General features: G+C 72.4%; 23 protein-coding genes and 1 pseudogene. 12 read left to right on the top strand and 12 right to left on the bottom strand.

What is annotated here, in order from left to right:
• Positions 1 to 25: 25 nt before the first annotated feature.
• Complete coding sequence (locus tag HJG43_13065) at positions 26 to 283, top strand: hypothetical protein (protein ID UER53205.1); 258 nt, start codon at positions 26 to 28, stop codon at positions 281 to 283.
• On the opposite strand, the gene HJG43_13060 is transcribed toward HJG43_13065, so the two are convergent.
• Positions 215 to 1,378 (bottom strand): APC family permease, encoded by a 1,164-nt coding sequence (locus tag HJG43_13060; protein ID UER55316.1) that lies wholly within the window; start codon positions 1,376 to 1,378, stop codon positions 215 to 217. The genes HJG43_13065 and HJG43_13060 overlap by 69 nt on opposite strands.
• Positions 1,379 to 1,417: 39 nt before the next feature.
• On the opposite strand from HJG43_13060, the gene HJG43_13055 reads away from it, so the two are divergent.
• From HJG43_13055 to HJG43_13040, 4 genes are all read left to right on the top strand, one after another.
• Positions 1,418 to 1,729, top strand: coding sequence for a winged helix-turn-helix transcriptional regulator (locus HJG43_13055; GenBank protein ID UER55315.1), 312 nt, complete (start codon positions 1,418 to 1,420; stop codon positions 1,727 to 1,729).
• Positions 1,719 to 2,474, top strand: coding sequence for an aquaporin family protein (locus HJG43_13050; GenBank protein ID UER55314.1), 756 nt, complete (start codon positions 1,719 to 1,721; stop codon positions 2,472 to 2,474). The genes HJG43_13055 and HJG43_13050 overlap by 11 nt, the downstream gene beginning before the upstream one ends.
• A gap of 152 nt (positions 2,475 to 2,626) precedes the next feature.
• Entirely contained in the window at positions 2,627 to 3,175 is a 549-nt protein-coding gene (locus HJG43_13045) for an arsenate reductase ArsC (protein ID UER55966.1), read from the top strand.
• A 116-nt stretch (positions 3,176 to 3,291) separates the two neighbouring features.
• Positions 3,292 to 3,702, top strand: coding sequence for an arsenate reductase ArsC (locus HJG43_13040; protein ID UER55313.1), 411 nt, complete (start codon positions 3,292 to 3,294; stop codon positions 3,700 to 3,702).
• A 9-nt stretch (positions 3,703 to 3,711) separates the two neighbouring features.
• Here the strand turns inward: HJG43_13040 and HJG43_13035 are convergent, their stop codons facing one another.
• From HJG43_13035 to pstS, 5 genes and pseudogenes are all read right to left on the bottom strand, one after another.
• Complete coding sequence (locus HJG43_13035; protein UER55312.1) at positions 3,712 to 4,491, bottom strand: phosphate ABC transporter ATP-binding protein; 780 nt, start codon at positions 4,489 to 4,491, stop codon at positions 3,712 to 3,714.
• A gap of 21 nt (positions 4,492 to 4,512) precedes the next feature.
• Complete coding sequence (gene pstA, locus HJG43_13030) at positions 4,513 to 5,568, bottom strand: phosphate ABC transporter permease PstA (GenBank protein ID UER55311.1); 1,056 nt, start codon at positions 5,566 to 5,568, stop codon at positions 4,513 to 4,515.
• Complete coding sequence (pstC, locus tag HJG43_13025; GenBank protein UER55310.1) at positions 5,565 to 6,548, bottom strand: phosphate ABC transporter permease subunit PstC; 984 nt, start codon at positions 6,546 to 6,548, stop codon at positions 5,565 to 5,567. The genes pstA and pstC overlap by 4 nt, the downstream gene beginning before the upstream one ends.
• A 340-nt stretch (positions 6,549 to 6,888) precedes the next feature.
• A pseudogene (locus HJG43_13020) lies at positions 6,889 to 8,263 on the bottom strand (IS1380 family transposase).
• A gap of 115 nt (positions 8,264 to 8,378) precedes the next feature.
• Positions 8,379 to 9,443 carry a phosphate ABC transporter substrate-binding protein PstS gene (gene pstS / locus HJG43_13015; GenBank protein UER55309.1) on the bottom strand — a complete coding sequence of 355 codons (1,065 nt, stop codon included), beginning with the start codon at positions 9,441 to 9,443 and terminating at the stop codon, positions 8,379 to 8,381.
• Positions 9,444 to 9,670: 227 nt separating this feature from the next.
• Here pstS and HJG43_13010 point away from each other — a divergent pair, with 227 nt between their 5' ends.
• The 3 genes from HJG43_13010 to HJG43_13000 are packed head-to-tail and all read left to right on the top strand — an operon-like array spanning position 9,671 to position 13,241.
• A complete protein-coding gene (locus HJG43_13010) occupies positions 9,671 to 11,035 on the top strand; it encodes an HlyC/CorC family transporter (GenBank protein ID UER55308.1) in 1,365 nt (454 codons plus the stop codon).
• Positions 11,028 to 12,074, top strand: coding sequence for an HlyC/CorC family transporter (locus tag HJG43_13005; GenBank protein ID UER55307.1), 1,047 nt, complete (start codon positions 11,028 to 11,030; stop codon positions 12,072 to 12,074). Before HJG43_13010 ends, HJG43_13005 begins: the two co-directional genes overlap by 8 nt.
• 51 nt (positions 12,075 to 12,125) lie before the next feature.
• Entirely contained in the window at positions 12,126 to 13,241 is a 1,116-nt protein-coding gene (locus tag HJG43_13000; GenBank protein ID UER55306.1) for an AI-2E family transporter, read from the top strand.
• A 41-nt stretch (positions 13,242 to 13,282) separates the two neighbouring features.
• Here HJG43_13000 and HJG43_12995 read toward each other — a convergent pair whose 3' ends face one another.
• The 4 genes from HJG43_12995 to mshD form a co-directional block, all read right to left on the bottom strand.
• Entirely contained in the window at positions 13,283 to 13,456 is a 174-nt protein-coding gene (locus HJG43_12995; protein ID UER55305.1) for a CsbD family protein, read from the bottom strand.
• A 108-nt stretch (positions 13,457 to 13,564) separates the two neighbouring features.
• Positions 13,565 to 14,533, bottom strand: a complete 969-nt coding sequence (locus HJG43_12990; GenBank protein ID UER55965.1) for an NUDIX hydrolase — start codon at positions 14,531 to 14,533, stop codon at positions 13,565 to 13,567.
• A 2-nt stretch (positions 14,534 to 14,535) separates the two neighbouring features.
• Entirely contained in the window at positions 14,536 to 16,740 is a 2,205-nt protein-coding gene (locus HJG43_12985) for an RNA degradosome polyphosphate kinase (GenBank protein UER55304.1), read from the bottom strand.
• A 518-nt stretch (positions 16,741 to 17,258) separates the two neighbouring features.
• Complete coding sequence (mshD, locus tag HJG43_12980) at positions 17,259 to 18,428, bottom strand: mycothiol synthase (GenBank protein ID UER55303.1); 1,170 nt, start codon at positions 18,426 to 18,428, stop codon at positions 17,259 to 17,261.
• On the opposite strand from mshD, the gene HJG43_12975 reads away from it, so the two are divergent.
• Both HJG43_12975 and HJG43_12970 read left to right on the top strand, forming a co-directional pair.
• Positions 18,364 to 18,864 (top strand): thioredoxin family protein, encoded by a 501-nt coding sequence (locus HJG43_12975; GenBank protein ID UER55302.1) that lies wholly within the window; start codon positions 18,364 to 18,366, stop codon positions 18,862 to 18,864. The genes mshD and HJG43_12975 overlap by 65 nt on opposite strands.
• Positions 18,857 to 19,279, top strand: coding sequence for a DUF4395 domain-containing protein (locus HJG43_12970; GenBank protein UER55301.1), 423 nt, complete (start codon positions 18,857 to 18,859; stop codon positions 19,277 to 19,279). Before HJG43_12975 ends, HJG43_12970 begins: the two co-directional genes overlap by 8 nt.
• A 59-nt stretch (positions 19,280 to 19,338) precedes the next feature.
• Here HJG43_12970 and HJG43_12965 read toward each other — a convergent pair whose 3' ends face one another.
• Positions 19,339 to 19,680: a hypothetical protein gene (locus tag HJG43_12965; GenBank protein UER55300.1), complete on the bottom strand. Its 342-nt coding sequence runs from the start codon at positions 19,678 to 19,680 to the stop codon at positions 19,339 to 19,341.
• Positions 19,681 to 19,739: 59 nt separating this feature from the next.
• Here HJG43_12965 and HJG43_12960 point away from each other — a divergent pair, with 59 nt between their 5' ends.
• Positions 19,740 to 19,910, top strand: a complete 171-nt coding sequence (locus tag HJG43_12960) for a hypothetical protein (GenBank protein ID UER55299.1) — start codon at positions 19,740 to 19,742, stop codon at positions 19,908 to 19,910.
• Positions 19,911 to 20,611: 701 nt separating this feature from the next.
• On the opposite strand, the gene HJG43_12955 is transcribed toward HJG43_12960, so the two are convergent.
• The gene (locus HJG43_12955) at positions 20,612 to 22,483 is read right to left on the bottom strand and encodes an EAL domain-containing protein (protein UER55298.1); all 1,872 of its coding nucleotides are present in this window, start codon (positions 22,481 to 22,483) and stop codon (positions 20,612 to 20,614) included.
• Between the two features lie 417 nt (positions 22,484 to 22,900).
• Here HJG43_12955 and HJG43_12950 point away from each other — a divergent pair, with 417 nt between their 5' ends.
• Positions 22,901 to 23,866 carry a metallophosphoesterase gene (locus HJG43_12950; GenBank protein UER55297.1) on the top strand — a complete coding sequence of 322 codons (966 nt, stop codon included), beginning with the start codon at positions 22,901 to 22,903 and terminating at the stop codon, positions 23,864 to 23,866.
• The last annotated feature ends 246 nt before the right edge of the window (positions 23,867 to 24,112 follow it).

Genomic DNA, 24,112 nt, shown 5'->3' with positions numbered 1-24,112 from the left:
GACGCCTGAGGGAAAGGGGAGTGCTGTGGACGCTGGGGGCACCCCGCGGCTGGCCGACGAGGCGCTCGCGGAGGAGATCGAGATCTACAGCGACCTCGTCCTGGCCGCCACCGAGTCCCCGTGCCGGCTGACCGTGCAGCAGATCGACGCCGCCCTCGGCCTGACCCAGCCGCCGTCGGGCTCGGCCGACCCGCCGTCGCGCTCCGCCGACCGGTCAGCGGACGACGAGCGACAGGGCCACGGTGAGGCAGCCGACCAGCCCGATCACCGGGACGACGCGTGAGCCGGCCGACCGGTCGAGGGTGAGCGCGGCCGCGTTGGCGACGGCGTAGTAGATGAGCACGGCCACCGAGGAGACCGCGATGGCCCCGCGCAGGTCGCTGACCAGGACGAGGAGGGTCACCACCACGCCGACGGCGACGTCGGCGCGGTGCGGGACGCCGTAGCGCGGGTGCACAGCGGCCAGCGCGTGGGGCAGCCGCCGGTCCCGCGCCATCGCCAGCGTCGTCCGGGACACCCCCAGCAGCAGGCCGAGCAGCGACCCTCCTGCGGCCGCCACCGCGGCGACCCGGACCACCGGCTCCAGCCACGCGGTACCGGCCACTGCTGCTGCCAGCGGCGTCGGTGACGCCGCCATCCCACCGGGGCCCAGCGCGACCAGCAGTGCGACCGCGACCAGCACGTACAGACCCAGGACGACGGCGAGGGCGATGAGGATGGCGCGGGGGATCGCGCGCTCCGGGTCGCGGACCTCCTCCCCGAGGGTGGCGATCCGCGCGTAGCCGGCGAAGGCGAAGAAGAGGAAGCCGGCCGCCGCCAGGACGCCGGACACCCCGGGTGCCACCGGCTCCAGCGCGGCGCCGGCTCCGGTGTCCGGGCGGGGGCCGAGGACGGCAGCCGCGGACGCGACCACGAGCACCGCGATCACGAGCACGACCAGGACGCGGGTGGCCAGGGCCCCCTTGCGCACCCCGCGGTAGGTCAGGGCCACGGACAGCAGCACGGCCGCCACGGCGACCGCCCGCTGCGCGTCGGGCCACGCGTAGGAGCCGATGGTCAGTGCCATCGCGGCGGCGCTCGCGGACTTGCCGACGACGAACGCCCAGCCGGCCAGGGCGCCCCACCCGGGGCCGAGGCGCTCGCGGCCGTAGACGTAGGTGCCGCCCGACTCCGGGTAGCGGGCGGCCAGCCGGGCGCTGGAGACGGCGTTCGCGTACGCGACCACGGCGGCCACGGCCATACCGCCGAGCAGCCACGACCCGGCGGCGGCGGCCGCCGGGGCGAACGCCGTGAACACCCCGGCCCCGAGCATCGAGCCCAGACCCACGACGACGGCGTCCGTGGTCGTGAGCCTGCGGGCCAGGCGCGCGCCGTCCATGGCGATGACGGTACCGCCGGGGTGTGGTTCAATCAGCACGTGCTGGTATCAGCCGCCGTTGATGTGAGTCGGCTCGCGCGGGCCCTGGCGGACCCGATGAGGGTGCGGATCCTCGACCTGCTGACCGAGGAGCAGCTGTGCACCTGCCACCTCCAGGAGATCCTGCAGGCGGGGCAGACCCTGGTCAGTCACCACCTGCGCGTGCTCCGGGAGGCAGGGGTGGTGCAGGCGCACCCGCACGGTCGCTACACCTACTACGGCCTGACGCCGGACGGTCTGGACGCGTTGGCCGACCTCGTCGGACGCCTCTCCTCCGCCGCGGCCGAGGAGCCCCCCCGCCGTGCCTGCTGAGTCGGCTCCGGCGCTGCCGCGACGGCTGGTGGCCGAGGCGCTGGGGACGGGCCTGCTCGTCGCGGTCGTCGTCGGCAGCGGCATCATGGCCGCTCGGCTCTCCCCGCAGGACGTCGGCCTGCAGCTGCTGGAGAACTCCGTCGCCACCGCCCTCGGGCTCGCCGTCCTCATCGCCTGGCTGGGACCCGTCTCCGGCGCCCACCTCAACCCCGCGGTCAGCCTGGCCTCCTGGTGGTGGGGCCGGCCTGGTGGACCCCGACCGGGTACGGGTCTGAGCGGGCCGGAGGTCCTGCCGTACATCGGCGCACAGGTGGGCGGCGGGCTCGCCGGCTCGGTCCTGGCCTCGCTGATGTTCGAGCTGGCCCCCGTCCAGGTCTCCGGCACCGAGCGGGTCGGCGCCGGGACGCTGCTGGGTGAGGTGGTCGCCACCTTCGGGCTCGTGGCGCTCGTCGGCGCCCTGGTCGCCGGACGTCGCGAGCACCTGGCCGCGCCCCTCGTCGGCGCCTACATCGGCGCCGCCTACTGGTGGACGTCCTCGACGTCCTTCGCGAACCCCGCCGTCACCGTCGGGCGGAGCATCACGGACACGTTCGCGGGGATCGCTCCCGCGTCGGTCCCCCCGTTCGTCCTGGCCCAGCTCGCCGGCACGGTCCTCGCCCTGGGGGCCCTCGCCGTCCTGCACCCGGTGACCGGCGAGGACGCGCTCGTGACATCCGGACCAGCACTGGGAGATGAGACGCCGTGAGCACCCAGGACGACGTGAGCAAGCAGGACGACGTGAGCAAGCAGGACGACGTGAGCACCCAGGCCTCTGGCCGCGGCTCCAGCGACAGCACGGACCACAGCGCGGTCCTGCACCGGGTCGCGGACGACCTCGCCGCCCGCTACCGCGGGGTGATGACGAGCCAGGAGGTGGACGACCTCGTCCAGGACTCCTACCAGCTGCTCGCCCGGGGGGCGGCGGTGCGGGCCTACCTGCCCCTGCTGGCACGGCACTTCGCCGCCACCCGGATCGCCGACCTGGCCCAGGTGCGTGGGCTGACCGGTCGCCCGGTGCCCAAGGTCGTGTTCCTCTGCGTGCACAACGCCGGCCGCTCCCAGATGGCCGCCGCCCTGCTCGAGCACCACGCCGGCGGCAGGGTGGACGTCCGCTCCGCCGGCTCCGAGCCGGTGGGCGAGCTCAACCCGCTGGTCGTCCAGGCGCTCGGCGAGGTCGGCATCGACCTGCGCACCGCCTACCCCAAGCCGATCACCGACGAGGTCATCCGCGCCGCCGACGTCGTGGTGACGATGGGCTGCGGCGACGCCTGCCCGATCGTGCCCGGGACGACGTACCTGGAGTGGGACCTGCCGGACCCGGCCGGTCTGTCCCTGGACGGCGTCCGCGAGCTGCGCGAGGAGCTGGACCGGCGGGTGCGGGCCCTGCTGGCCGAGCTGACCGAGTGAGCCAGCCCACGTCGTCCGGGCCCGGACGACGAGCGACAGGACGAACCAGCGACATGACCAACGAGACGAACCAGACGAACGAGATGAACGAGACGAACGAGCGACAAGGAGATCCGATGGACCGCGTACCCGAGGTGCTGTTCGTCTGCGTCCACAACGCGGGCCGCTCCCAGATGGCCGCGGCACTGCTCCAGCACCACGGCGGTGACCGGGTCCGGGTGCGCTCGGCGGGGTCGGCGCCGGCGGACACGGTGAACCCGGCCGTCGTCGAGGCGATGGCGGAGGTGGGCATCGACATCCGCCAGGAGGTGCCCAAGAAGCTGGAGGACGAGGCGGTTCAGGCCTCCGACGTCGTCATCACGATGGGCTGCGGGGACGCGTGCCCGTTCTACCCGGGCAAGCGGTACCTGGACTGGGACCTGCCGGACCCGGCGGGCAAGGGTGTGGAGGACGTCCGCCCGATCCGGGACGAGATCGACCGGCTGGTGCGGGGGCTGCTCGCCGAGCTGGACGCCGAACGCGGCTGACGCCGGCTGTCAGCCGAAGCGGCCGGAGATGTAGTCCTCGGTCGCCTTGACCTTCGGGTTCGAGAAGATCGTCGCGGTGTCGTCCATCTCGATGAGCTTGCCCGGCATCCCGGTCCCGGCGATGTTGAAGAAGCCGGTGCGGTCGCTGATCCGGGCCGCCTGCTGCATGTTGTGGGTGACGATGACGATCGTGTACTCCTTCTTCAGCTCGTCGATGAGGTCCTCGATCGCCAGGGTCGAGATCGGGTCGAGCGCCGAAGCCGGTTCGTCCATCAGCAGCACGCGTGGCCTGACGGCGATCGCCCGGGCGATGCACAGCCGCTGCTGCTGCCCGCCGGACAGGCTGGAGCCCGGTCTGTTGAGACGGTCCTTGACCTCGTTCCACAGGTTGGCGCCCCGCAGCGACTGCTCCACGAGGTCGTCCATCTCCGACCTGGGCATCCGCTTGGCGTTGAGACGCATGCCTGCCGCGACGTTGTCGTAGATCGACATCGTCGGGAACGGGTTGGGCCGCTGGAAGACCATCCCGATCTGCCGGCGCACGTTGACCGGGTCGACGTTGGGCCCGTAGAGGTCCTGCCCGTCGATGACGACCTTGCCCTCGACGCGGGCCCCCGGGATCACCTCGTGCATCCGGTTGAGGGAGCGCAGGAACGTCGACTTGCCGCATCCTGACGGGCCGATGAGGGCGGTCACGGAGCTGGGCTCGATCGTCATGGAGACGCCCTCGACAGCGAGGAAGTCGCCGTAGTAGATGTTCAGGTCGGAGACGTCGATTCGGGTTGCCACGGTGATTTCCTTCGTCTGCTGTCAGCGGGCCTGGACGCCGAAGACACGGGAGATGAGTCGAGCGATCAGGTTCAGGCCCATCACGATGACGAACAGGGTCAGGGCGGCTGCCCAGGCCCGCTCGATCCCGAACTCGGGCGGGATGCCGGGAATCGTGTACGAGTAGTACGTGTACACGGGGAGTGTCGACATCCGGGCGTCGAACAGGTCCCAGTTCACGCCGTTGGTGCTGCCGGCGATGATGAGCAGTGGCGCCGTCTCGCCGATGACCCGGGCGACGGCGATGGTGACGCCGGTGGCGATGCCGGCCGCGGCAGTGGGCAGCACGACCTTGACGATCGTGCGCCACTTCGGCACGCCGAGGGCGTAGGCCGCCTCCCGGAGCTCGTTCGGTACGAGCTTGAGCATCTCTTCGACCGACCGCACGACGATGGGGATCATCAGCACCGACAAGGCGACTGCGCCGCCGAAGCCGAACCGGATGCTGGGCCCGAAGAACAGAGCGAAGAAGGCGTAGGCGAACAGGCCCGCGACGATCGACGGGATGCCGGTCATGACGTCGACGAGCACGGTGAGGCCTCGCGCCAGCCGGCCGTGGCCGTACTCCACGAGGTACACCGCCGCCATCACGCCGACGGGTACCGATATCACCGCGGCGGCACCGGTGACGAGGAGCGTCCCGACGATCGCGTGGTAGGCGCCACCACCCTCGCCGAGGACCCCTCGCATGTCCCACGTGAAGAACTGGAGGTCGAACCGGCCGATGCCGTTCTGGACGACCGTGATGATGAGCGACAGCAGCGGCAGGATGGCAAGGCTGAAGGCGACGCTGACGACGATGGTCAGGAACCGGTCCGTCGCCCGGCGAGGCCCCTCGACGGCGCGAGAGGCCAGCGGCACGGCGACTCCCAGCAGGAGCACCGCGAGCACGGCGGCCAGGGCCGCGGACAGGCCGAGCAGCCACAGCAGGAAGCCGGCCGCGGCGCTGGCACCGATGAGGCCGGGCACCACCCACCGGGGGAGGGTTGCCTGTGTCATCGCTGTCGACGTCGTGAGCGAGGCAGAGCTGACCGTCATGCGTTGGCTCCAGAGAACTCCTGCCGGCGGGCGATCAGTGCCCGGGCGAGGAAGTTGACGGCGAAAGTCAGCGCGAACAGCACGAGGCCTGAGGCGATGAGCGCGTTGACTGCCAGTCCGCTGGACTCGGGGAAGTCCAGGGCGATGTTCGCCGCGATGGTCGAGGTGTTGACGGAGCCGATGAGGTTGACCGTCACGACGTTGGAGGGCGACAGCACCAGGGCGATCGCCATGGTCTCGCCGAGCGCTCGGCCCAGGCCGAGCATCGCGCCGCTGATCATGCCGGACCGGCCGAACGGGAGAACCGTCATCTGGATCATCTCCCACCGGGTCGCCCCGAGGGCCAAGGACGCCTCCTCGAGCAGCCGGGGAGTCTGGAGGAAGACCTCGCGGTTCACCGCCGTCATGATGGGCAGGATCATCACCGCCAGCACCACGCCTGCGGTCAGCATGGTCCGCCCGGTCGCGGACGGAGGTCCGGCGAAGAACGGGATGAACCCGAGGTTCGTCGCCAGCCAGCTGAACACCGGAACGAGCTGGGGTGCGAGGAAGAAGATGCCCCACAGGCCGTAGATCACGCTGGGGACCGCGGCGAGCAGGTCGACGATGTACCCGAGCGTGGAGGCCACCCGGCGTGGCGCGTAGTGCGAGATGAACAGGGCGATCCCGATGGACAGCGGTGTGGCGATGAGCAGGGCGATGACCGCAGCGAGCACCGTGCCGAAGAGCAGGGGGCCCACGAAGGACAGGAAGCCCTCCCCGCCAGGCAGCTCCTCGGCGTCGGCGACAAGTGCCGGGTAGCCCTCGTAGAGCAGGAAGCCGAAGACACCGGCCAGCGTCACCAGGATGACGAGGCCGGCGGTCGTCGCCGCGCCTGAGAAGATGCGATCCCCTGGACGGCGGCTGGCGCGGGTGACGAGGAGACCGTCTCCGCCTTCGCCGGCGGGGGCCCCGCTGCGTGCTGTGGCGGGTGTCGTCACGTCTGCCTCTCCTCGCGGCTGGTGCTCGACTTGTGCTGGGGCGAGACGGCTCGGGCGGTCGAGGAGCGACCGCCCGAGCCGACTCTAGCGTTAGGAAGGACCGAGGCCACTCAGCTTCCGGCGGAGATGGTGTCGATGGCCTCCTGCGCCCGGGAGCGCAGCTCGTCGGAGATCGGGGCGCTACCGGCGTTCTCAGCCCTGATCCACCGCGCTGATTCGGCTTGGGTGGTTTCGGTGGCCTGATGAGGTCGGTCGGTGTCGTGGGCGTGGCTGGTCCGCCGGCCTGTGCCGGCTCTTCCACGTCGGGTTCCTCGAGTCGCGCCCTGCTGGGGCTGGATGGTCAGGTCGTTGCCAGGGTGGGTGGGCCGGTCGCGGCCGTCCACAGCGACTCCCATCCGGGTGCCCAGGGCCAGTCGCGGGGCAGGTGGAGGTCGAGCCTGCGGGCGGTGGTGGCGATCCTGGCGGGGACGGCGATGATCTTGGTGCGCAGGCTGGCCCATCTGGCCTTGGCCATGTCTGCTGCGACGGCGGTGGCGCGGGCCAGGTTGAACGCGATCACTGCCAGGGCGACCCAGGCGGCGTTCGCCGCGTATCGTCCGCTGGGCAGGTGGGCCAGGGCGTTGTCTTTGAGCTCGGCGATGACCTGCTCGACGATCGCGTGGTCGCGGTGACGTTCGTCGGCCTCGATGGTCGAGAACGTGCTGTTGGTGATGAAGGCGTGGTGGCGGTAGGTGGCGAACAGCTCGCCCTGCTCGGTCCCATCGCAGGCGAACGGCTGGAGGCGTTTCACGCGGCGGACGATGAGCCGGCAGGTGACGTGCTCGCCCCTGCGGCGGGAGGTGAACGCGGTGAACGGGATCTCGGCGACCTCGGCGTGGGAGACCCACCGCTGCTCGGCCTCGTCGTAGATCGCGTCCGGGTACTCGATCGGCTGCCACGCGTCGGCGGGGATGCTGGCGATCGCTGCGGTGACGGTCTTGGTCATCCGGGCGGTGACCGAGAACCACGCCTGGTGCCTGATCGCGGTGCCGACGAACGCCCACCCCGTAGTAGGCCGAGTCCGCCCGGGCCAGGATCCGGCCCCTCACGCCAGCGGCGCGGGCGGTGGTGATCCCCTGGGCCAGCAGCCGGCCCGCGCCCGTGGCCGAGGCGGTGTTCCCCGACCGGAGCCTCGCGCCGGCGATCACCGGCGCGGCCAGCGGGGTCGAGACCGTGGCGAGCTGGATGTTCAGGCCACGCTGCTTGGTGTACCCGAACGCGGCGCCCTGCTTGGCGTAGCCGTGGACCTCCCGCACGGTGTCATCGACATCGACCGTGGCGATCCCGCCGGTGTCCGCGCCGGCCAGCAGGCCCGGGACCCGCACCGCCAGGCCCGCCACCAGCCTGGCGTTGACCTTGTCGAGCTGCTGGACGTGCCCGTGGGTGAACGACCGCAGGAACGTGCCCAGCGTGGAGGGCGCGCGGACCCCACCGAACACCTTCGTCATCCCGCCGTGCCGCAGCAGGTCCATGTCATCGATGCAGTCCGCGCCGGCCAGCATCCCGGCCACCACGCACGCCGCCTTCACCGCAGCGTTCGGCGAAGGCACCGTCACCTCCTCCAGGAGGTCGTACAGGCCGGCGGTCTCGGCCAGCCGCAACGCAGGGACCAGGCCCGCCGACGACACCAGGTTCGGGTCATCGAAGACCGGCCGGATCGTGTGAGAAGGTTTCACTTGCGAGGTGCTCCTCTTGAGCGGTTGGACGTAGACGTCGCAATCCACATCCTCCCAGCTCAAGAGGGCATTCTCGCCCTACGCCACGCTCACACCGCCGAACCCGGTCGGTGGATCAGGGCTCAGCAGAGGCCTGCTGGCCCTCCTCGCTGATGATGTACTCGAAGAAGGCCTTCACGGTGTTGGCCGTCTCCTCGTCCTCGTACGTCGTGCACGCCAGCTGGTAGGACACCAGCACGATGGGGTAGACGCCCTCTTCCGTGGTGTCCCGCGGCAGGTCGATCGCGTAGCTGTACTGCGGGCGGTCGGGGACGACCTCGGCTGCGTCGACCACCGCGGCGGCTGCCTCGGGGGAGTACTCGACGAAGTTCTCGCCCACCTGGACGGCGGCGACGCCGAGGTCACCGGCCTGCGACGCGTCGATGTAGCCGATGGTGCCCTCACCACCGTTGAGCGCGGCGGCGACACCCTGCGTCTGCGGTGCGGCCTCGCCTCCCGGGGCCGGCCACTCGCCGCTGACCTCGTAGGGCCAGTCCTCCGGGGCGGCCTTCGCGAGGTAGTCGACGAAGTTCTCGGTCGTCCCGGACTCGTCGGACCGGTGCACCGCGGTGATCGCCAGGTCGGGCAGCTCGGCGTCCGGGTTGAGCTCGGCGATCGCCGGGTCGTTCCAGTTGGTGATCTTGCCGTCGAAGATGCGCGCGATCAGCGAGGCGGACAGGTTGAGCGTGTCGACGCCCGGAAGGTTGTAGGCCACCGCGATCGGGCTGATGTAGGCGGGGAACTCGATGAACTCTCCCCCGCAGGTCTCCTGGGCGGCCGCGATCTCCTCCTCGTCGAGGTAGGCGTCAGAGCCGCCGAAGTCGGTACCACCGGAGGTGAACTGCTCTCGACCGCCGCCGGAACCGATGGGGTCGTAGTTGACGGTGGCCTCGGGCGCCACCTCGGTGAACCCGGCGATCCAGGCCTGCATCGCGGCACCCTGCGCGGACGATCCGGCGCCGGAGATGGTGCCGGTCACCTCGCTGTCGGTGACCTCGCTGCTCGTGGTGCCGCCATCGGTCTCGCCGTTCCCCGCAGGGTCGGTCTCTGGTTCGTTTGCGGCGCCGCAGGCGGTCAGGCCGAGGGCCAGGATGACGGCCGCCGGAAGGAACGCCGCGCGACCCGTGATGCTGCGCTTCACGTAGCTGCCTCTCTCACGTCGTGCGATCGCGACGGGTGCCGCGACCTCTGCTGACGGGGTGGACGCTAGGGAGCGGAGGTGACGCGTCGCGGCGACATGGGTGAACGCCGAGTGAACGCACGTGGGTCATTCGTTGACCCACGGGGCACGCGGCGGCGGCCGGAAGGTGAACCGGGCGGGTCTCCTCTAATCTGTCCCACCATGACCTCACATCCGGGGCCCTGCTGATGCCTGAGCTTCTGCTCCTGGGTCTCGCGGTTCTGCTCATCGTCGCCAACGCCCTGTTCGTCGCCGCCGAGTTCTCCCTGGTCACCGTCGACCGCCCCTCGGTGGAGCGTCTCGCCGAGACCGGGGACCGCCGGGCGGGGGGTCTGCTCGCCGCGCTGCGGCGGCTGTCCACCCAGCTGTCCGGGGCCCAGCTCGGCATCACCGTCACCTCGCTCGTCGTCGGCTACCTCGCCGAGCCGTCGCTCGGGGAGCTCCTGCGCGGGCCGCTGGGTCTCACCGGCCTGCCGGACGCCGCGGTCACGGGGACCGCGTTCACCGTGGCCTTCGTCGTCGTCACCGCCACCCAGATGGTGTTCGGCGAGCTGGTCCCGAAGAACTGGGCGATCGCCGAGCCGATGCGGGTCGGTCGGGCCGTTGCCGGGTTCCAGCGGGGCTTCACCTGGGCCGCCGGGCCGCTGCTCGTCGTCCTCAACGGGATGGCGAACGGGATCGTGCGGGCCCTGGGGATGGAGCCGGCCGAGGAGCTGGCCTCCGCCCGCAGCGGCGCCGAGCTCGTCTCGCTGGCCAGGCGCTCGGCCGAGCGGGGAACCCTGGAGGAGAGCACCGCCGAGCTGCTCGCCCGCTCCATCGAGTTCGGGGACCGGCGCGCCGCCGACGTCATGACCCCCCGGCCCAGGGTCCGGTTCGTGGAGGCCGGCCAGGCGGTCGCCGACGTCCTGGAGCTGGTGTCCGCCACCGGCCACGCCCGGTTCCCGGTCATCGAGGACGGCGTCGACGACGTCATCGGGATGGTCCACTTCAAGCACGCCGTCGCCGTCCCACCGCAGGAGCGGGCGACGCGCACCGTGCGCGAGGTGGTGCACGACCTGCCCGCGGTGCCCGCGAGCATGGAGCTCGACCCGCTTCTCGGCGTGCTGCGCCGGTCGGGCCCGCAGATGGCCCTCGTCGTCGACGAGTACGGCGGCACCGACGGCATCGTAACCCTCGAGGACCTCGTCGAGGAGATCGTCGGCGAGATCGAGGACGAGCAGGACCGACCCGTCGGCCGGGTCCGCGAGCTGCCCGGCGGCGGGTGGGTGCTGTCCGGCCTGCTGCGCCCCGACGAGGTGCAGGACCTCACCGGGCTGCGCCTGCCGGACGCCGAGGAGTCCGACACCCTCGGCGGCCTGGTCACCGAGCACCTCGGCCGGATGCCCGCCGTCGGCGACTCGGTCGACCTCGTGGCCGCCGACGTCGAGGACCGGGACGCCGACGGCGTGCCCGCCCCCGTGCCGGTCACCCTGGAGGTGACCCGGCTCGACGGCCGCCGGGTCGACCGGCTGCGGTTCACCCGGCACCCGGTGCCGGAGGGTGACGATGAGTGACCTCACCGCCCTCGGCGTCGCCGTCCTGCTGCTCATCGCCAACGCCTTCTTCGTCGGCGCCGAGTTCGCGCTGATCTCCGCCCGCCGCACCCAGATCGAGCCTCGAGCCGAGGCCGGGTCGCGGTTCGCCCGGATCACGCTGCGGGCGATGGAGAACGTCTCGCTGATGATGGCCGGCGCCCAGCTCGGGATCACGATGGCCTCGCTCGGTCTCGGCGCGGTCGGCGAGCCCGCGGTCGCCCACCTGCTCGAGCCGCTGTTCGAGGCGGTCGGGCTGCCCGAGGGGCTCGTGCACCCGGTCGCCCTCGTCGTCGCGCTGGCGATCGTCGTGACCCTGCACATGGTGCTCGGCGAGATGGTGCCGAAGAACATCGCGATCGCCGGTCCGGAGCGGTCGGCGATCGCCCTCGGACCGTTGCTGTACGGGTTCGTCACCGTGCTCAAGCCGGTCATCGTCGCCCTCAACGCGCTCGCGAACGTCGTCCTGCGCGTCATTCGGGTCCAGCCGCAGGACGAGGTGACCTCGACGTTCACCGCCGACGAGGTCGCCGGCTTCATCGCCCAGTCCCGGCGGGAGGGCCTTCTGGACGACGACGAGCACGACCTGCTCACCGGTGCCCTGGAGTTCACCGACGCGACCGTGCGCGCCGTCGTCCTGGCCGTCGACGACCTCGTCACGGTCCCGCAGGACGTCAGCGTCGCCGACCTGGAGGCGGTGTGCGCCCGCACCGGCTTCTCCCGCTTCCCGGTGGTCGACGACCGCGGCGACCTGTCCGGCTACGTGCACCTCAAGGACGTGCTCGGCACGCCCGCGGCCCGGCGGGACGAGCCGGTGCACCGCAAGTGGGTGCGGCCGCTCGTCACCGTCGGGGTCGACCAGTCGCTGCGCGACGCGCTGGCGACCATGCAGGCCCGGGGGGCGCACCTGGCCCGGGTCGTCGACCCCCACGACGACCGGCTCCTGGGCGTGGCCGCGCTCGAGGACGTGCTCGAGGAGCTGGTCGGGGACGTCGTCGACGCCGGCCAGCACCGGCAGTGACGTGCCGCGGTCGGTGGGTCGTGCCAAGGTTCGGGCGTGCGACGTGACCCGATGAGAACGGACCGCGACCCGACCAGACCGGACCGGGACCTGTGGACCGACGGGCTCGGACGGGCCGCCGTCCGCAGCCTGCAGGTCCTGCTCGTCGTGACGCTCGTCGTCGTCGTCGCCTACGCCGGGGTGTCCCTGCGGCTCGTCGTCGTGCCCTTCCTCATCGCCACCCTGATCGCCGCCGCCGCCGCGCCGCTGGTGGCGTGGCTGGGCCGGCGAGGGGTTCCACGAACCCTCGGCGTGTGGTTGACCATGCTCGCCGGGCTGGGGGCGATCGGCGGGACAGGGTGGCTCGTCGGCCGCGCGGTGACCGACCAGTGGGACGAGCTGGTGCAGGGCGCCCAGGAGGGTCTGGACGAGCTCCTCCGGTTCCTCACCGAGGGGCCGCTCGGGCTGAGTCAGCAGCAGCTGGACGCGGCGCTCCAGTCCCTCGCCGAGCTGCTGCAGAGCTCCGGCGTCCAGTCGGGGGCGATCTCGGGCGCCACCCTGGTCGCCGAGGTGATCACCGGCATCCTCCTCGGCTTCGTGCTGCTGTTCTTCGTGCTGCGTGACGGGGACCAGATCTGGGCGTTCATCCGGCAGTTCCTGCCCGAGCGCGACGACGACCGCTACGAGCTCGTCGCCGCCCGGTCGGTCGACGTCCTCGGTGGGTACGTGCGGGGGACGGCGGTGATCGCGTTCGTCGACGCCGTCCTCATCGGCATCGCCCTCGCGGTGCTCAAGGTGCCGCTGGCCCTGCCGCTCGCCGCCGTCGTGTTCCTCGGTGCCTTCGTGCCGCTCGTGGGGGCGACCGTGGCCGGGGCGCTCGCCGCGCTCATCGCCCTGGTCTCCAACGGCCTGGTCACCGCCCTCATCGTCGTCGCGGTCGTCGTCGCCATCAACCAGATCGAGGGGGACGTGCTGGCCCCGGTGGTGCTGGGCCGCAGCCTGTCGCTGCACCCGCTGGCCATCCTGCTCGCCCTGACCGCCGGGACGATCCTTGCCGGGATCATCGGCGCGATCCTCGCGGTCCCGTTCGCCGCCTTGGCCTGGATGGTCGTCTCGACCTGGCGGGAGCCGCCCCCGGTCCACGAACCGCCGGAGCCGTCCGCGGACCCGCAGGGGGCGGTGCCCTGAAGGCGCGTGCCTACTTCTGCGTGCCTACTTCGTGAACGTGCCTACTTCTTGAACGCGTCCTTGACCTTCTCGCCGGCCTGCTTGAGGTCGGCCTTCACCTGGTCGGCGCGGCCCTCGGTCTCCATCTCCTCGTCGCCGGTGGCCCGGCCGGTGGCCTCCTTGGCCTTGCCGCCGAGGTCCTCGCCCTTGTTGCTCAGCTTGTCGTCCATGCCCATGGCGCAGTTCCTTCCGAGAAGGTGTCTCCGGCCGGTCGGCCGACCTGGTCCACGGTAGGGCCGCAGGCCCGGACCGGCATCTCGATCATCCGCTGCGGGGGCGGCCGGTCAGTCGCAGGGCCGGTGCCGCTCGGTGGCGACCACCCGGCCGCTGCGCCGGGACACGTGCAGCACCAGCACCTCCGCCGGTGCCAGGAACGGGTCCCGGCGCGGGATGCCGTCCGCGACGCCAGGGGTGGCGTTGCCGGCCAGGGCGCCGAGCAGGGTGCCGAGCACCGGCCGGTGCGTGCACACCACGGCGGACTCGCCGCGGGCCAGCAGCCGGGAGACGTAGGCGCGCACCGTCGTCGGGTCCGCCCGGTGCCCGTCCTCCGACAGCCGGCCCTTGGTCCGCAACGGCGTGCCGGTCGCCCGGACGAACGGCTCGACGGTCTGCGTGCACCGGGCGGCGGGGCTGCTCACCACCCGTGCCGGGCTCCAGGCGCCGAGCAGACCGACCAGGGCCGCGGCCTGCTCGCGCCCCCGGGGGTCCAGGGGCCGCTCGTCGTCCGGGCCGGGCCACGTCGCGCGGGCGACGGCGTCCCCGTGACGCAGCACGAGCAACGCGTAGGTGTCCAGGATCCCTTCGGCGTCCGCGTCGAGGAGGGCCTGCAGCTGCTGGCGGTCACCGCGGCGGGTGAGCCGCTGCATCGCCTCGTCCGCACCGACCCACTCCGCACGGTCGACCTCCTGGGGCCGCGGCGGCGCCGGCAGCTCGGCGTCCGGGACGTGCGCGGCCCAGTACGCGACGTGCTTGTCCAGCGAGGACGCCAGCCGGTAGCGCGCCGGGGGCAGCGGGATGCCGAGGGTGACCCGCAGGCCGGTCTCCTCCTCGACCTCCCGGACGGCGGCCACCGCGGCCGGCTCGTCGTCGTCCAGCTTGCCCTTCGGCCACGACCAGTCGTCGTAGGCGGGGCGGTGGACCAGCAGCACCTCCAGGGTGCCGTCCGGACGACGCCGCCAGCACAGGGCGCCGGCCGCCAGGACGGTGCCGCAGCGGCCGTCCCGGCGGGCGGACCGGCCGGCGTCCTGCGCCACGGTCACGTGAGCCGCCGGGTGGCCGGCTGCCCCCGGTTGAGGTCGATGAGGTGCTGCTGCAGGTCTCGCAGCGGCCTGCCGTCCTCGTCGACGGCGTGCCGCGTCCACACGCCGTCCGGGCCGAGGTGCCAGGACGACGTCCGGTCGTCCACCGCGAGCGCGACGAGCTCGCCGGCGGTCGCGATCAGCTCGGGGTCGGTGAGCCGGACGAGCGCCTCCACCCGCCGGTCGAGGTTGCGGTGCATCATGTCCGCGCTGCCGATGTACGCCAGCGGGTCGCCGCCGTTGGCGAACCAGAACACCCGGCTGTGCTCGAGGAAGCGGCCGAGCACGCTGCGGACCCGGATCGTCTCGGACAGCCCCGGCACGCCCGGACGCAGCGCGCAGATGCCGCGGACCGAGATGTCCACCGGCACACCGGCCCGGGACGCCCGGTACAGGGCGTCGATGATCGCCTCGTCGACCAGGGAGTTGAACTTGAGCCGCACGGCGGCGGGGCGGCCGGCGCGGTGGTGGTCCACCTCCCGCTCGATGTGGTCGATGAGGCCGTTGCGCAGGTAGTGCGGGGCGACGAGCAGCCGGCGGTAGGTGGTCTTCGGTGCGTACCCGGAGAGCTGGTTGAACAGCTTGGCCAGGTCCTCGCCCACGTCGTCGTCGCAGGTCAGCAGGCCGAGGTCCTCGTACAGACGAGCGGTCTTGGGGTTGTAGTTGCCCGTGCCGACGTGGCAGTAGCGCCGCAGCCGTCCGGCCTCCTGCCGGACGACGAGACTGAGCTTGGCGTGGGTCTTCAGGCCGACGATGCCGTAGACGACGTGCACGCCTGCCTGCTCGAGCTTGCGGGCCCAGGTGATGTTCGCCTGCTCGTCGAAGCGTGCCTTGATCTCCACGAGGGCCAGCACCTGCTTGCCGGACTCGGCGGCGTCGATGAGCGCGTCGATGATCGGGGAGTCGCCGCTCGTGCGGTACAGCGTCTGCTTGATCGCCAGCACCTGCGGGTCGTCGGCCGCCTGCTCCAGGAAGGCCTGCACGCTCGTGGAGAACGAGTCGTACGGGTGGTGCAGCAGGATGTCCCGCTGCCGGATCGCCGCGAAGACGTCGCTGGGCTTGGCGGTCTCCCGGCCCTGGGTGAGCTGACGGTGGGTGCGGGGCACGAACTTCGGGTAGTGCAGGTCGTTGCGCTCGAGGTCCGCGACGTCGTTGAGCCCGCGCAGGTCGAGCGGCTCGGGCAGGTCGTAGACCTCCTTGTCGTGGACGCCGAGTTCGCGCACGAGCAGGTCCCGCACCGTGTCGTCGGCGTCCGCGGCGAGCTCGAGGCGCACCGGTGGCCCGAACCGGCGCCGCAGCAGCTCCTTCTCCAGCGCCTGGAGCAGGTTCTCGGCGTCGTCCTCCTCGACCTCGAGGTCCTCGTTGCGGGTGACCCGGAACGTGTGGTGCTGCAGCACCGTCATGCCCGGGAAGAGCTGGTCGAGGTGAACGGCGATGATCTCCTCGAGGGGGACGAACCGGGCACCGCGCCCGGTCGTGTCGACCTCGACGAAGCGGGGCAGCAGCGGCGGCACCTTGACCCGGGCGAAGTGCTCCTTGCCCGAGGTGGGGTTCTGCACGACGACGGCGAGGTTGAGGGACAGCCCGCTGATGTACGGGAAGGGGTGGGCCGGGTCCACCGCGAGCGGGGTGAGCACCGGGAACACGTTCTGCCGGAAGAACGCGTGCAACCTGGCCTGCTCGGCGTCCGACAGGTCGTGCCAGCGGACCAAGGTGATGTTCTGCTGGGCCAGGGCGGGGCGCACCGACTCGGTGAACACCCGGGCGTGGCGGGCGGTCAGCTCGTGGGCGCGCTCGCTGATCGCGTCGAGGACCTCACGGGGCTCGAGCCCGGACGCCGCGGTGACGGCGAGGCCGGTCGCGATCCGGCGCTTGAGCCCGGCCACCCGGACCATGAAGAACTCGTCGAGGTTGCTCGCGAAGATCGCCAGGAAGCGGACCCGTTCGAGCAGCGGCTGGGTCTCGTCCTCGGCGAGCTCCAGGACCCGCTCGTTGAACGCCAGCCAGCTGAGCTCCCGGTCGAGGAAGCGGTCGGCGGGCAGCTCGGCCCCGTCGGCGCCGGCCGGGGTGACGGTGGCCGCACGCGTCAGGCCGGTGGAGGAGGCTCGGGTCGAGCTCTCCCCGTGCCGGAGGCGGCTGGTCCGGGTGGCCGGCTGACTCATGCCTGCATCATGACAGGCACACCCCCCACCCGCCCCGTCCCTCCCTCGGTGATCATGCAATCCCGCCACCCTGCGCGCCCCCACCCCCTCGGTGATCATGCATTCCCGCCACCCCTGCCGCCCTACCCCCCCGCTCCCCTCGGTGATCATGCAATCCCGCCACCTCGCACAGGGCCTCGTGGCCCCGCGGCCGGCCCGCAGAATGCTGCGTTCGGGGCGCGACATGCCGGCTAGGCCGTGGCGGACCCCGCGCGCGAACGAGTTCCGTGACCGAGAGCGGGCCCAGCGTCGCAGGGTCGCCGGAGCCGCCAGCGCCGCCAGAGTCACCAGAGCTGCCAGACCTGCCAGACCTGCCAAGGCCGCGAGGGTCCATCTGCTCTCGCCGACGCGGTCGAGGTGGGGCCATGGGGCGGTCATACGACCTCGTCTCGATGTGGACGTGTTCCGGGGTGGCGGGATTGCATGATCACCGAGGGGGGCGGGGGCTGGGGTGGGGAGGGGGTGGCGGGATTGCATGATCACCGAGGGGTGGGGAGGGGGTGGGCGTACTGGACGTCGGCGGAGGAGCGGGTGAACCCGAGGCCGGAGTAGACCCGGACGGCGGGGTCGTTGTCCGCCTCGACGTACAGCAGCACCTCCTCCAGACCATGGCGGGCCAGGTGGTGCAACCCGGCGAGGGTGAGCACCCGGCCGAGCCCCCGCCCCTGTGCCGCGGGGGCCACCCCGACGACGTACACCTCTCCGACTGGCCGCTGGTCGCCCTCGGCGGGGTGGGTCTTCGTCCAGTGGAACCCGAGCATCTCCCCGGTCGCGGCGTCCTCGGCGACGATGAAGCCGTCGGCGTCGAACCACGGCTCGGCCATCCGCTCCCGCAGGTCCCGCACCGTCATCGCGCCCTGCTCCGGGTGCTCCGCGAAGGCGGCGGCGTTGAGCGCGACCCAGGCGTCGTCGTCCTGACCGGGTCGGAAGGCGCGCAGCCGCACCCCCGGCGGCACGGTGAGGTCGGGCAGCGGGTCGGTCGCCGGGCGGCGCATGACCCACAGCTCGCGCACCTTCACCAGCCCGAGGGCCGCAGCCAGTGCCCGGGCCGCCGGCAGGTCGCCGTGGGCCCAGAACCGCGTCCGGGGCCCGTGGTCCAGGACGGCGGTCACCAGCCGGCGGCCGATCCCTCGCCGGCGGTGGTACGGGTGGACGACGACCTCGGCCGACGCGCCGTCCCCGCCGGTGGCATCGTCCCCGCCGGTGGCATCGTCCCCGCCGGTGGCATGGCCCCCGCCGGTGGCATCGTCCCCGCCGGTGGCATGGCCCCCGCCGGTGACGCCCGCCCAGCCGACGACGTCCGAGCCGGCGCGCGCGAGGACCTGCCGCAGCCCGTCCCCGCCCCGGCGCAGGGCGAGCTCGGTGTGCTCCGACACCGGGCTGGCGCCGTCCTGCGCGGCGGCGGCGGCCACCAGGGCGGTGACCGCCTCGACGTCCTCGGGAGCCAGGTGGTCGGGGGTCGTGATCCGGACGTCGTTCACCCGGCGCAGCCTACGAGTCGCGGCGACTGCCGCGCGGGCCGGCGATCCCACGCGGCCCGGCCCGGTGCCCGTGTCGCCGACGTGTCTGAACAACTCGTCCGTGATGCGGACGCCGGGAAGTGCCAGGACCGAGGTGCGGTTCCCTGCCGACGTGACCGACAGCCTCATCGCGCGCTTGCTGCTCCTGGCGCTGGTCGCCGCCTTCGCCGTCGTGGCCGGGCTGTGGCTGCGCCGCCGGGACGGGAGGGACCACGCCGTGCAGACCAGTGAGGTGCTGACCTCTACCGACCTTGGCGGCGCCGCCCTCGGTGAACGGGCCACGCTGCTGCAGCTGTCCAGCGCGTTCTGTGCCCCGTGCCGCCAGGCCAGGGCCGTGCTCGGACGTCTCGCCGCCGCGACGCCCGGGGTGACGCACGTCGAGCTGGACGCCGAGCACCACCTCGACCTCGTCCGTCGCCTCGACGTGCGGCGCACCCCGACGGTGCTCGTGCTGGACGCCGCCGGCCGGGTGGTGCGCCGGGCGTCCGGGGCCCCGACGCTCGAGCAGGCGGCGCACGCCCTGGCAGCGGCCGTGCCGCAGGCCGCGGAGGTGCGGCATGGCTGACCTGGCCCCCATCGACGTCCGCGGCCCGCGCTTCGCCGCCGGGGTGACGACGGTCGTGCTGGCGCTGGTGATGGTGCTCGGCGACGGGACCGCCGGGGTGGCGCTGCTCGCCGTCCAGGCCGTCGTGTTCGCGCTCGGCACGGTCGGGCGCGGCCCGTACGGCTGGGTGTTCGCGCGGCTCGTGCGCCCCCGGCTCGGCCCCACCCGCGAGACCGAGGACCCGCGGCCGCCGCGGTTCGCCCAGGCCGTGGGGCTGGTGTTCGCGCTGCTCGGCCTGGTCGGCGGGCTCACGGGCGTGACGTGGCTGTTCCTGCTGGCCGTGGCGGCCGCGCTGGTCGCCGCGTTCCTCAACGCGGTGTTCGCGTTCTGCCTGGGCTGCGAGCTGTACCTGCTGCTCAGGCGGGTGACGGCCTGACGGCCTGACGGCAGGCACTCCTGGCGGCACGCACCACGACGGCACGCACCACGGCGGGACTACTCCGCGGCCGACTCCGCCAGGGCGGCGCGGACCGCCTCGCGGGCGGGGCCGCCGGCACCGAGCACGGTGCGGATCTGCATCGTGCCGAGCATGCGCGTCATCCCCTCGCCCATGTGGCCGGCGACGACGACGTCGACGTCGTGCTCCCGCAGGAAGCGGGCGATCCGTGCGTGGTGCGACCCCTCGGTGCCCTCGTCGTGCAGGACGTCCCAGCGGACGTCGTGCTCCTGCCAGTCGGTGATGTCGCCGTCCTCGACGACGGCGACGGCGACGCGCTCGGCCTTGCCCCACCGCCGTCCGGTGCTGCCGTCGGACTCCAGGGGGATGCATACGTTCATGGGCCCAGTAGACACCCGGGGCCGGCCGGCGTCGTCGGCGCACTCGCCAGACTGGTGCCGTGACGTTCCGCATCCTCACCGTCTGCACCGGCAACGTGTGCCGCTCCCCGATGGCCGAGCGGTTGCTGCGCAGCGGGCTGGCGGCCCGCTGCGGCGAGCAGGCGGCGGCCGTCGAGGTCTCCAGCGCGGCGGTCGAGGCGCTCCTCGACGCGGCCCGCGGACTGCGGTAACGCGGCTTCTTAGGGTTCGCGCCGGTAGTGGTGGTGACGTGGCCTCCACGCGGGCCGGATCACCACCACTACGGGCGCGAACCTCCGTTGAGGGGGACTCCGGTGGGGGACGGCGGTGAGGACGGCGCGGCGCCACGGTGCGTACCCGACGTCACCCGTCGAGGAGCGTTGCCGTCGTGACAATGGCGGTCATCACGGTGATGACACCGATCATCCACCGGGTCTGGGTGACCGTGCCTGACATCAGCTCGGCACGCAGGGTCTCGAGGCGCGTGGACAGTCTGGCGATGTCGTCCTGAGCTGGGTCCGATGTGGTCGACGGTCTGGGCGTCGACGGCAGTCGCAGGGTCGCCGATGAGTTCTGAGATTCCTTTCGGCCGGTGCGAGCAGCTCTGCTGCGAAGGCCCTCTGCATCTTCTGCGCGTGCGCGTGCGTGGGCAGGAACGCTGCGGTCGGTCCGTGGCTCACGGCGTGCCAGAACGCTCTGGCGCCGGCGAGACGCCAGCCGGCAGGCGTGACCCTGCGTGACAGCACCAACGTGGTGACTCCTTGGTCATCCAGCCTTGATGGTGCTTTCAGTGAGTGTGCACAGGCTCTTGCGCACGTCTTCTGGGAGCAAGAGCGCCTGACCCCTTCCGAGGTACCGCAAGTCCCCGGCGGGCCCGGAGGAACTTCCGAACGCCTGACGCGGGCAACGCCTCTCAGTCCCGGTCGGCCCGCCCCGGGGTTCGCGCCCGAAGTGGTCGTGATGTGGCCTCCGAGCGGGCTGGATCGCCACCACTACCGGCGCGAACCCCCGGTGGGGGCTGCCGCATCAGCATCGCGATCACGTCCGCGCCGACCGGCCGGGAGAGCAAGAAGCCCTGCTGCTCGTGGCAGCCGAGGCCGCGCAGCGCCTCGCACTGCTCCTGCGTCTCGACACCCTCGGCGACGATCGAGACGCCGACGACCCGGGACAGCTCGACGAGCATCCGGACGATGGCGTGGTCGCGCTCGTTGGTCAGCATCCCGGCGACGAAGGACCGGTCGATCTTCAGGCCGTCGTGCAGCAGCTCGCTGAGGTGCCGCAGCGTCGCGGCGCCGGTGCCGACGTCGTCCACGATGAGGTGGACGCCGAGTTGGCGGATCGCGCGCAGGTCGCCGGCCACCGGTGCGAGCTGGTCCTGGGTCGCGGTCTCCGGGATCTCCAGGCGCAGCCGGGCCGGCTCGAGCCCACTGGCCTCGAGGGCGGCGGTGACGGCGTCCTGCAGCTGGCCCGGCGCGAGCCCGGGCAGGCTCGCGTTGACGCTGACCGACGGGACGGCGTGGGGCTCGACCGTGGCGTCCCACCGGACGAGCTGGGCGCAGGCCTCCTCGAACACCCACGAGTTGAGGTCGTGGGCGAGCCGGTGCTGGGTGATCTCACCGAGGAGGCGCGCCGGGCCGACCAGGCCGTGGATGGGGTGCTGCCACCGCAGCAGGGCCTCGACACCGGTGAGCCGGGTGCCCGTAACATCGACGATCGGCTGGTAGTGCAGGCGCAGGTCGCCGGTGACCAGTGTCTGGCCGACCGTCGGCGGGTGGGGGCCGCTGCGTGGTGCGGGGACTTGGCGGGGTGTGCTGCTGCGGACGAGTTCGGCGTGCACGGCCCCGTCGTGCTTCGCCCGGTACATCGCGTGGTCGGCGACGCTCAACAGCGCTTCTGAGGTGCAGTCGGCGTCACCGGCGACGGCGACGCCGACGCTCGCGCCGACGTCGAGGCGGTGGCGGTCGACGGAGAAGGGGTCGTCGAAGCGGCGCAGCAGCCGGTCGGCGATGGTGCGGGCCTCGGCCAGCTCCGTCCCGAGGCACTGGCCGCCGGCCTGGCAGCCGGCGCACATGGGGAGCCGCAGGACCGCGGCGAACTCGTCCCCGCCGATGCGGACGGCGACGTCCTGGGCGCGCAGGGCCGCGGACATCCGGCGTCCGACCGCCGAGAGGAGCAGGTCGCCGGCGTGGTGGCCAAGGGTGTCGTTGACGCGTTTGAAGTCGTCCAGGTCGAGGAACAGCACGGCCGCGCGAGTGTCCGGGTGGGTGGTGGCGGCGTCCAGCTCCCGCTGGAACAGGTCGCGGTTGCCGAGGCCGGTCAGCGGGTCGGTGAGGGCCTGCTGGGCGAGCTGGCCGGTGAGCGCCTCGAGCAGCCTGGCGACCGACGCGATGCTCAGGTGACCGACGTCGTGTCGGACGAGGACGTCGTCGTACCGGCGGTGGTCACTGCGCTGCAGCACGACCGACGTGGCCTCGACGACCGACAGGGAGGCGGGCAGCACGAGGGGGTCCCAGTCGGTGAGCCGTTCGATCGGACGGTGGCCGTGCAGGGCGCTGCCGTAGCCCAGGCGTCCGCTCATCACCCGCTCGAAGGCGTCCCGCATCAGCAGGCCGACCTGCTCGCCCTTGCGCACCAGCAGCGAGTCGAGGTCCGGTCGCCGCCCGAAGACCCGGCGGACCTCGTCGGCCGCGGTCCAGGCGTCGATCGACTCCGCAGGCTGGGAGATGTCCTCCATGAACGGCGTGGCGCTGAGCGAGCCGAGCACGTCGGCGGTCAGGGTGGTCACGCTTAACTCCTCGCCCGACACGCAGGGCACTTGATCGCGTTTCCTCAATGTTCATCGAGTCGCACACCGTGACTCGCACGTCACAGTTGAGCCCGTCATGGTGGAGCTGATCACGGTGCAGGTCGTCGCGGTCAGGTTGAGCCACAGGTTGCTCTGGCAGCGCCGCGGCCAAGTGCGCCGAGTTGCGGCAGGTGCTCGTCGCCTCCGGCTGTCTGCACCGCCTGGGTAACAGTCAGAGCCGACCCGGCCGCGTGCTGGAGATCGCGTTCGGCGACTTCGACGAGGCCGACATCGAGCGGCTCCACGACGACTACACCCGCTGATCCGGCCGGGCTCGCCGGGGCAGCGGCGGATGTTCACGCCGTCGTAGCCGGCGGTGAGGTGCACCGTTCACCGACCCCGGCAGACAGTTCCGTCATGCGCCGACTACCTGCTCTCGCCACCGCCGTCCTCGTCGCCGTCCCGTTGCTCGCCGCCCCAGCCGTGGCGGCGCCGGGAGGCCCGATGGGCCAAGGACCCACGACGTTCGCCGTGCTGGGCGACACCCCGTACGGGGACGCCCAGCGTCAGGCGTTCCCCCCGCTCGTGGACGACGTCAACGCCGACCCGAAGGTGCGCGCCGTGCTGCACGCCGGTGACGTCAAGAGCGGCGGGTCGACGTGCGACGACGCGCGGCTGGCTGACCTCGCCGCCCTGTACGACACGTTCGCCGACCCGTTCGTGATCACGCCGGGGGACAACGAGTGGACCGACTGCCACCGCACCGCCGCCGGCGGCTACCTGCCCACCGAGCGGCTCGCCGCCTTCCGTGAGCTGTTCTACCCCGAGCCGGGCCAGTCGCTGGGACGGCGCACCCTCACCGCCGCGGTGCAGTCGGTCGAGCAGCCGGCCCACGCCGACTACGTCGAGAACGTCCGCTTCACCCGCAGCCAGGTCGTCGTCGCCACCGTGCACGTGATCGGCAGCGAGAACGACCTCGAGCCCTGGTCGCAGCTGCCCGGCGGCGACCAGCCCACCGAACGGCTCGCCGAGTTCGAGGCCCGCCGCGCCGCCAACCTCGACTGGATCGACGCCACGTTCGACGAGGCAGCCCGAGCCGACGCCGCGGGCGTCCTGCTGCTGATGCAGGCCGAGCCCGTCGCCTCTCCCGGCTTCGCCGCCGAGCGGGCGCTGATCGCCGAGCGGGCGGCGGCCTTCGGTCGACCCGTGCTGCTCGTGCACGGCGACGAGCACCGCTACGAGGTCGAGCCCGGCTACGCCGGCGTGCCGAACCTGACCCGACTCGAGACCTTCGGCGACACGGCCTCCGACTGGCTCGCCCTCACCATCGACCCCCGCACCCCGGACGTGTTCAGCTGGCAGCCGCAGCACGTGAACCCCTGACCCGGCCCGCCTTACGATGACGGCGACACCGTGCTGGAGGTCGAGTAGATGGCCAAGACGTTGACGGCGAACCGCGCTCAGGTGCGGGCGGCCTGTCTTATCGTGAAGCGGGCTCAGCGGGGGATCGGGCAGGCGAGCCCCGCGGTGCGCGCCATCGCCGCAGCCAAGCCGGCCCAAGCGACACGGGGAGCCACTCGGGACCGCTCATCGTCGGCCCAACGGGGGGCCTGACGGCGTTCGGCGCCG

The organism is Kineosporiaceae bacterium SCSIO 59966 (assembly GCA_020881835.1).
Classification (GTDB): Bacteria; Actinomycetota; Actinomycetes; order Actinomycetales; family SCSIO-59966; genus SCSIO-59966.
Note: the sequence above shows the minus strand (reverse complement) of the source record. Positions and strands in the feature narration are given on the sequence as shown.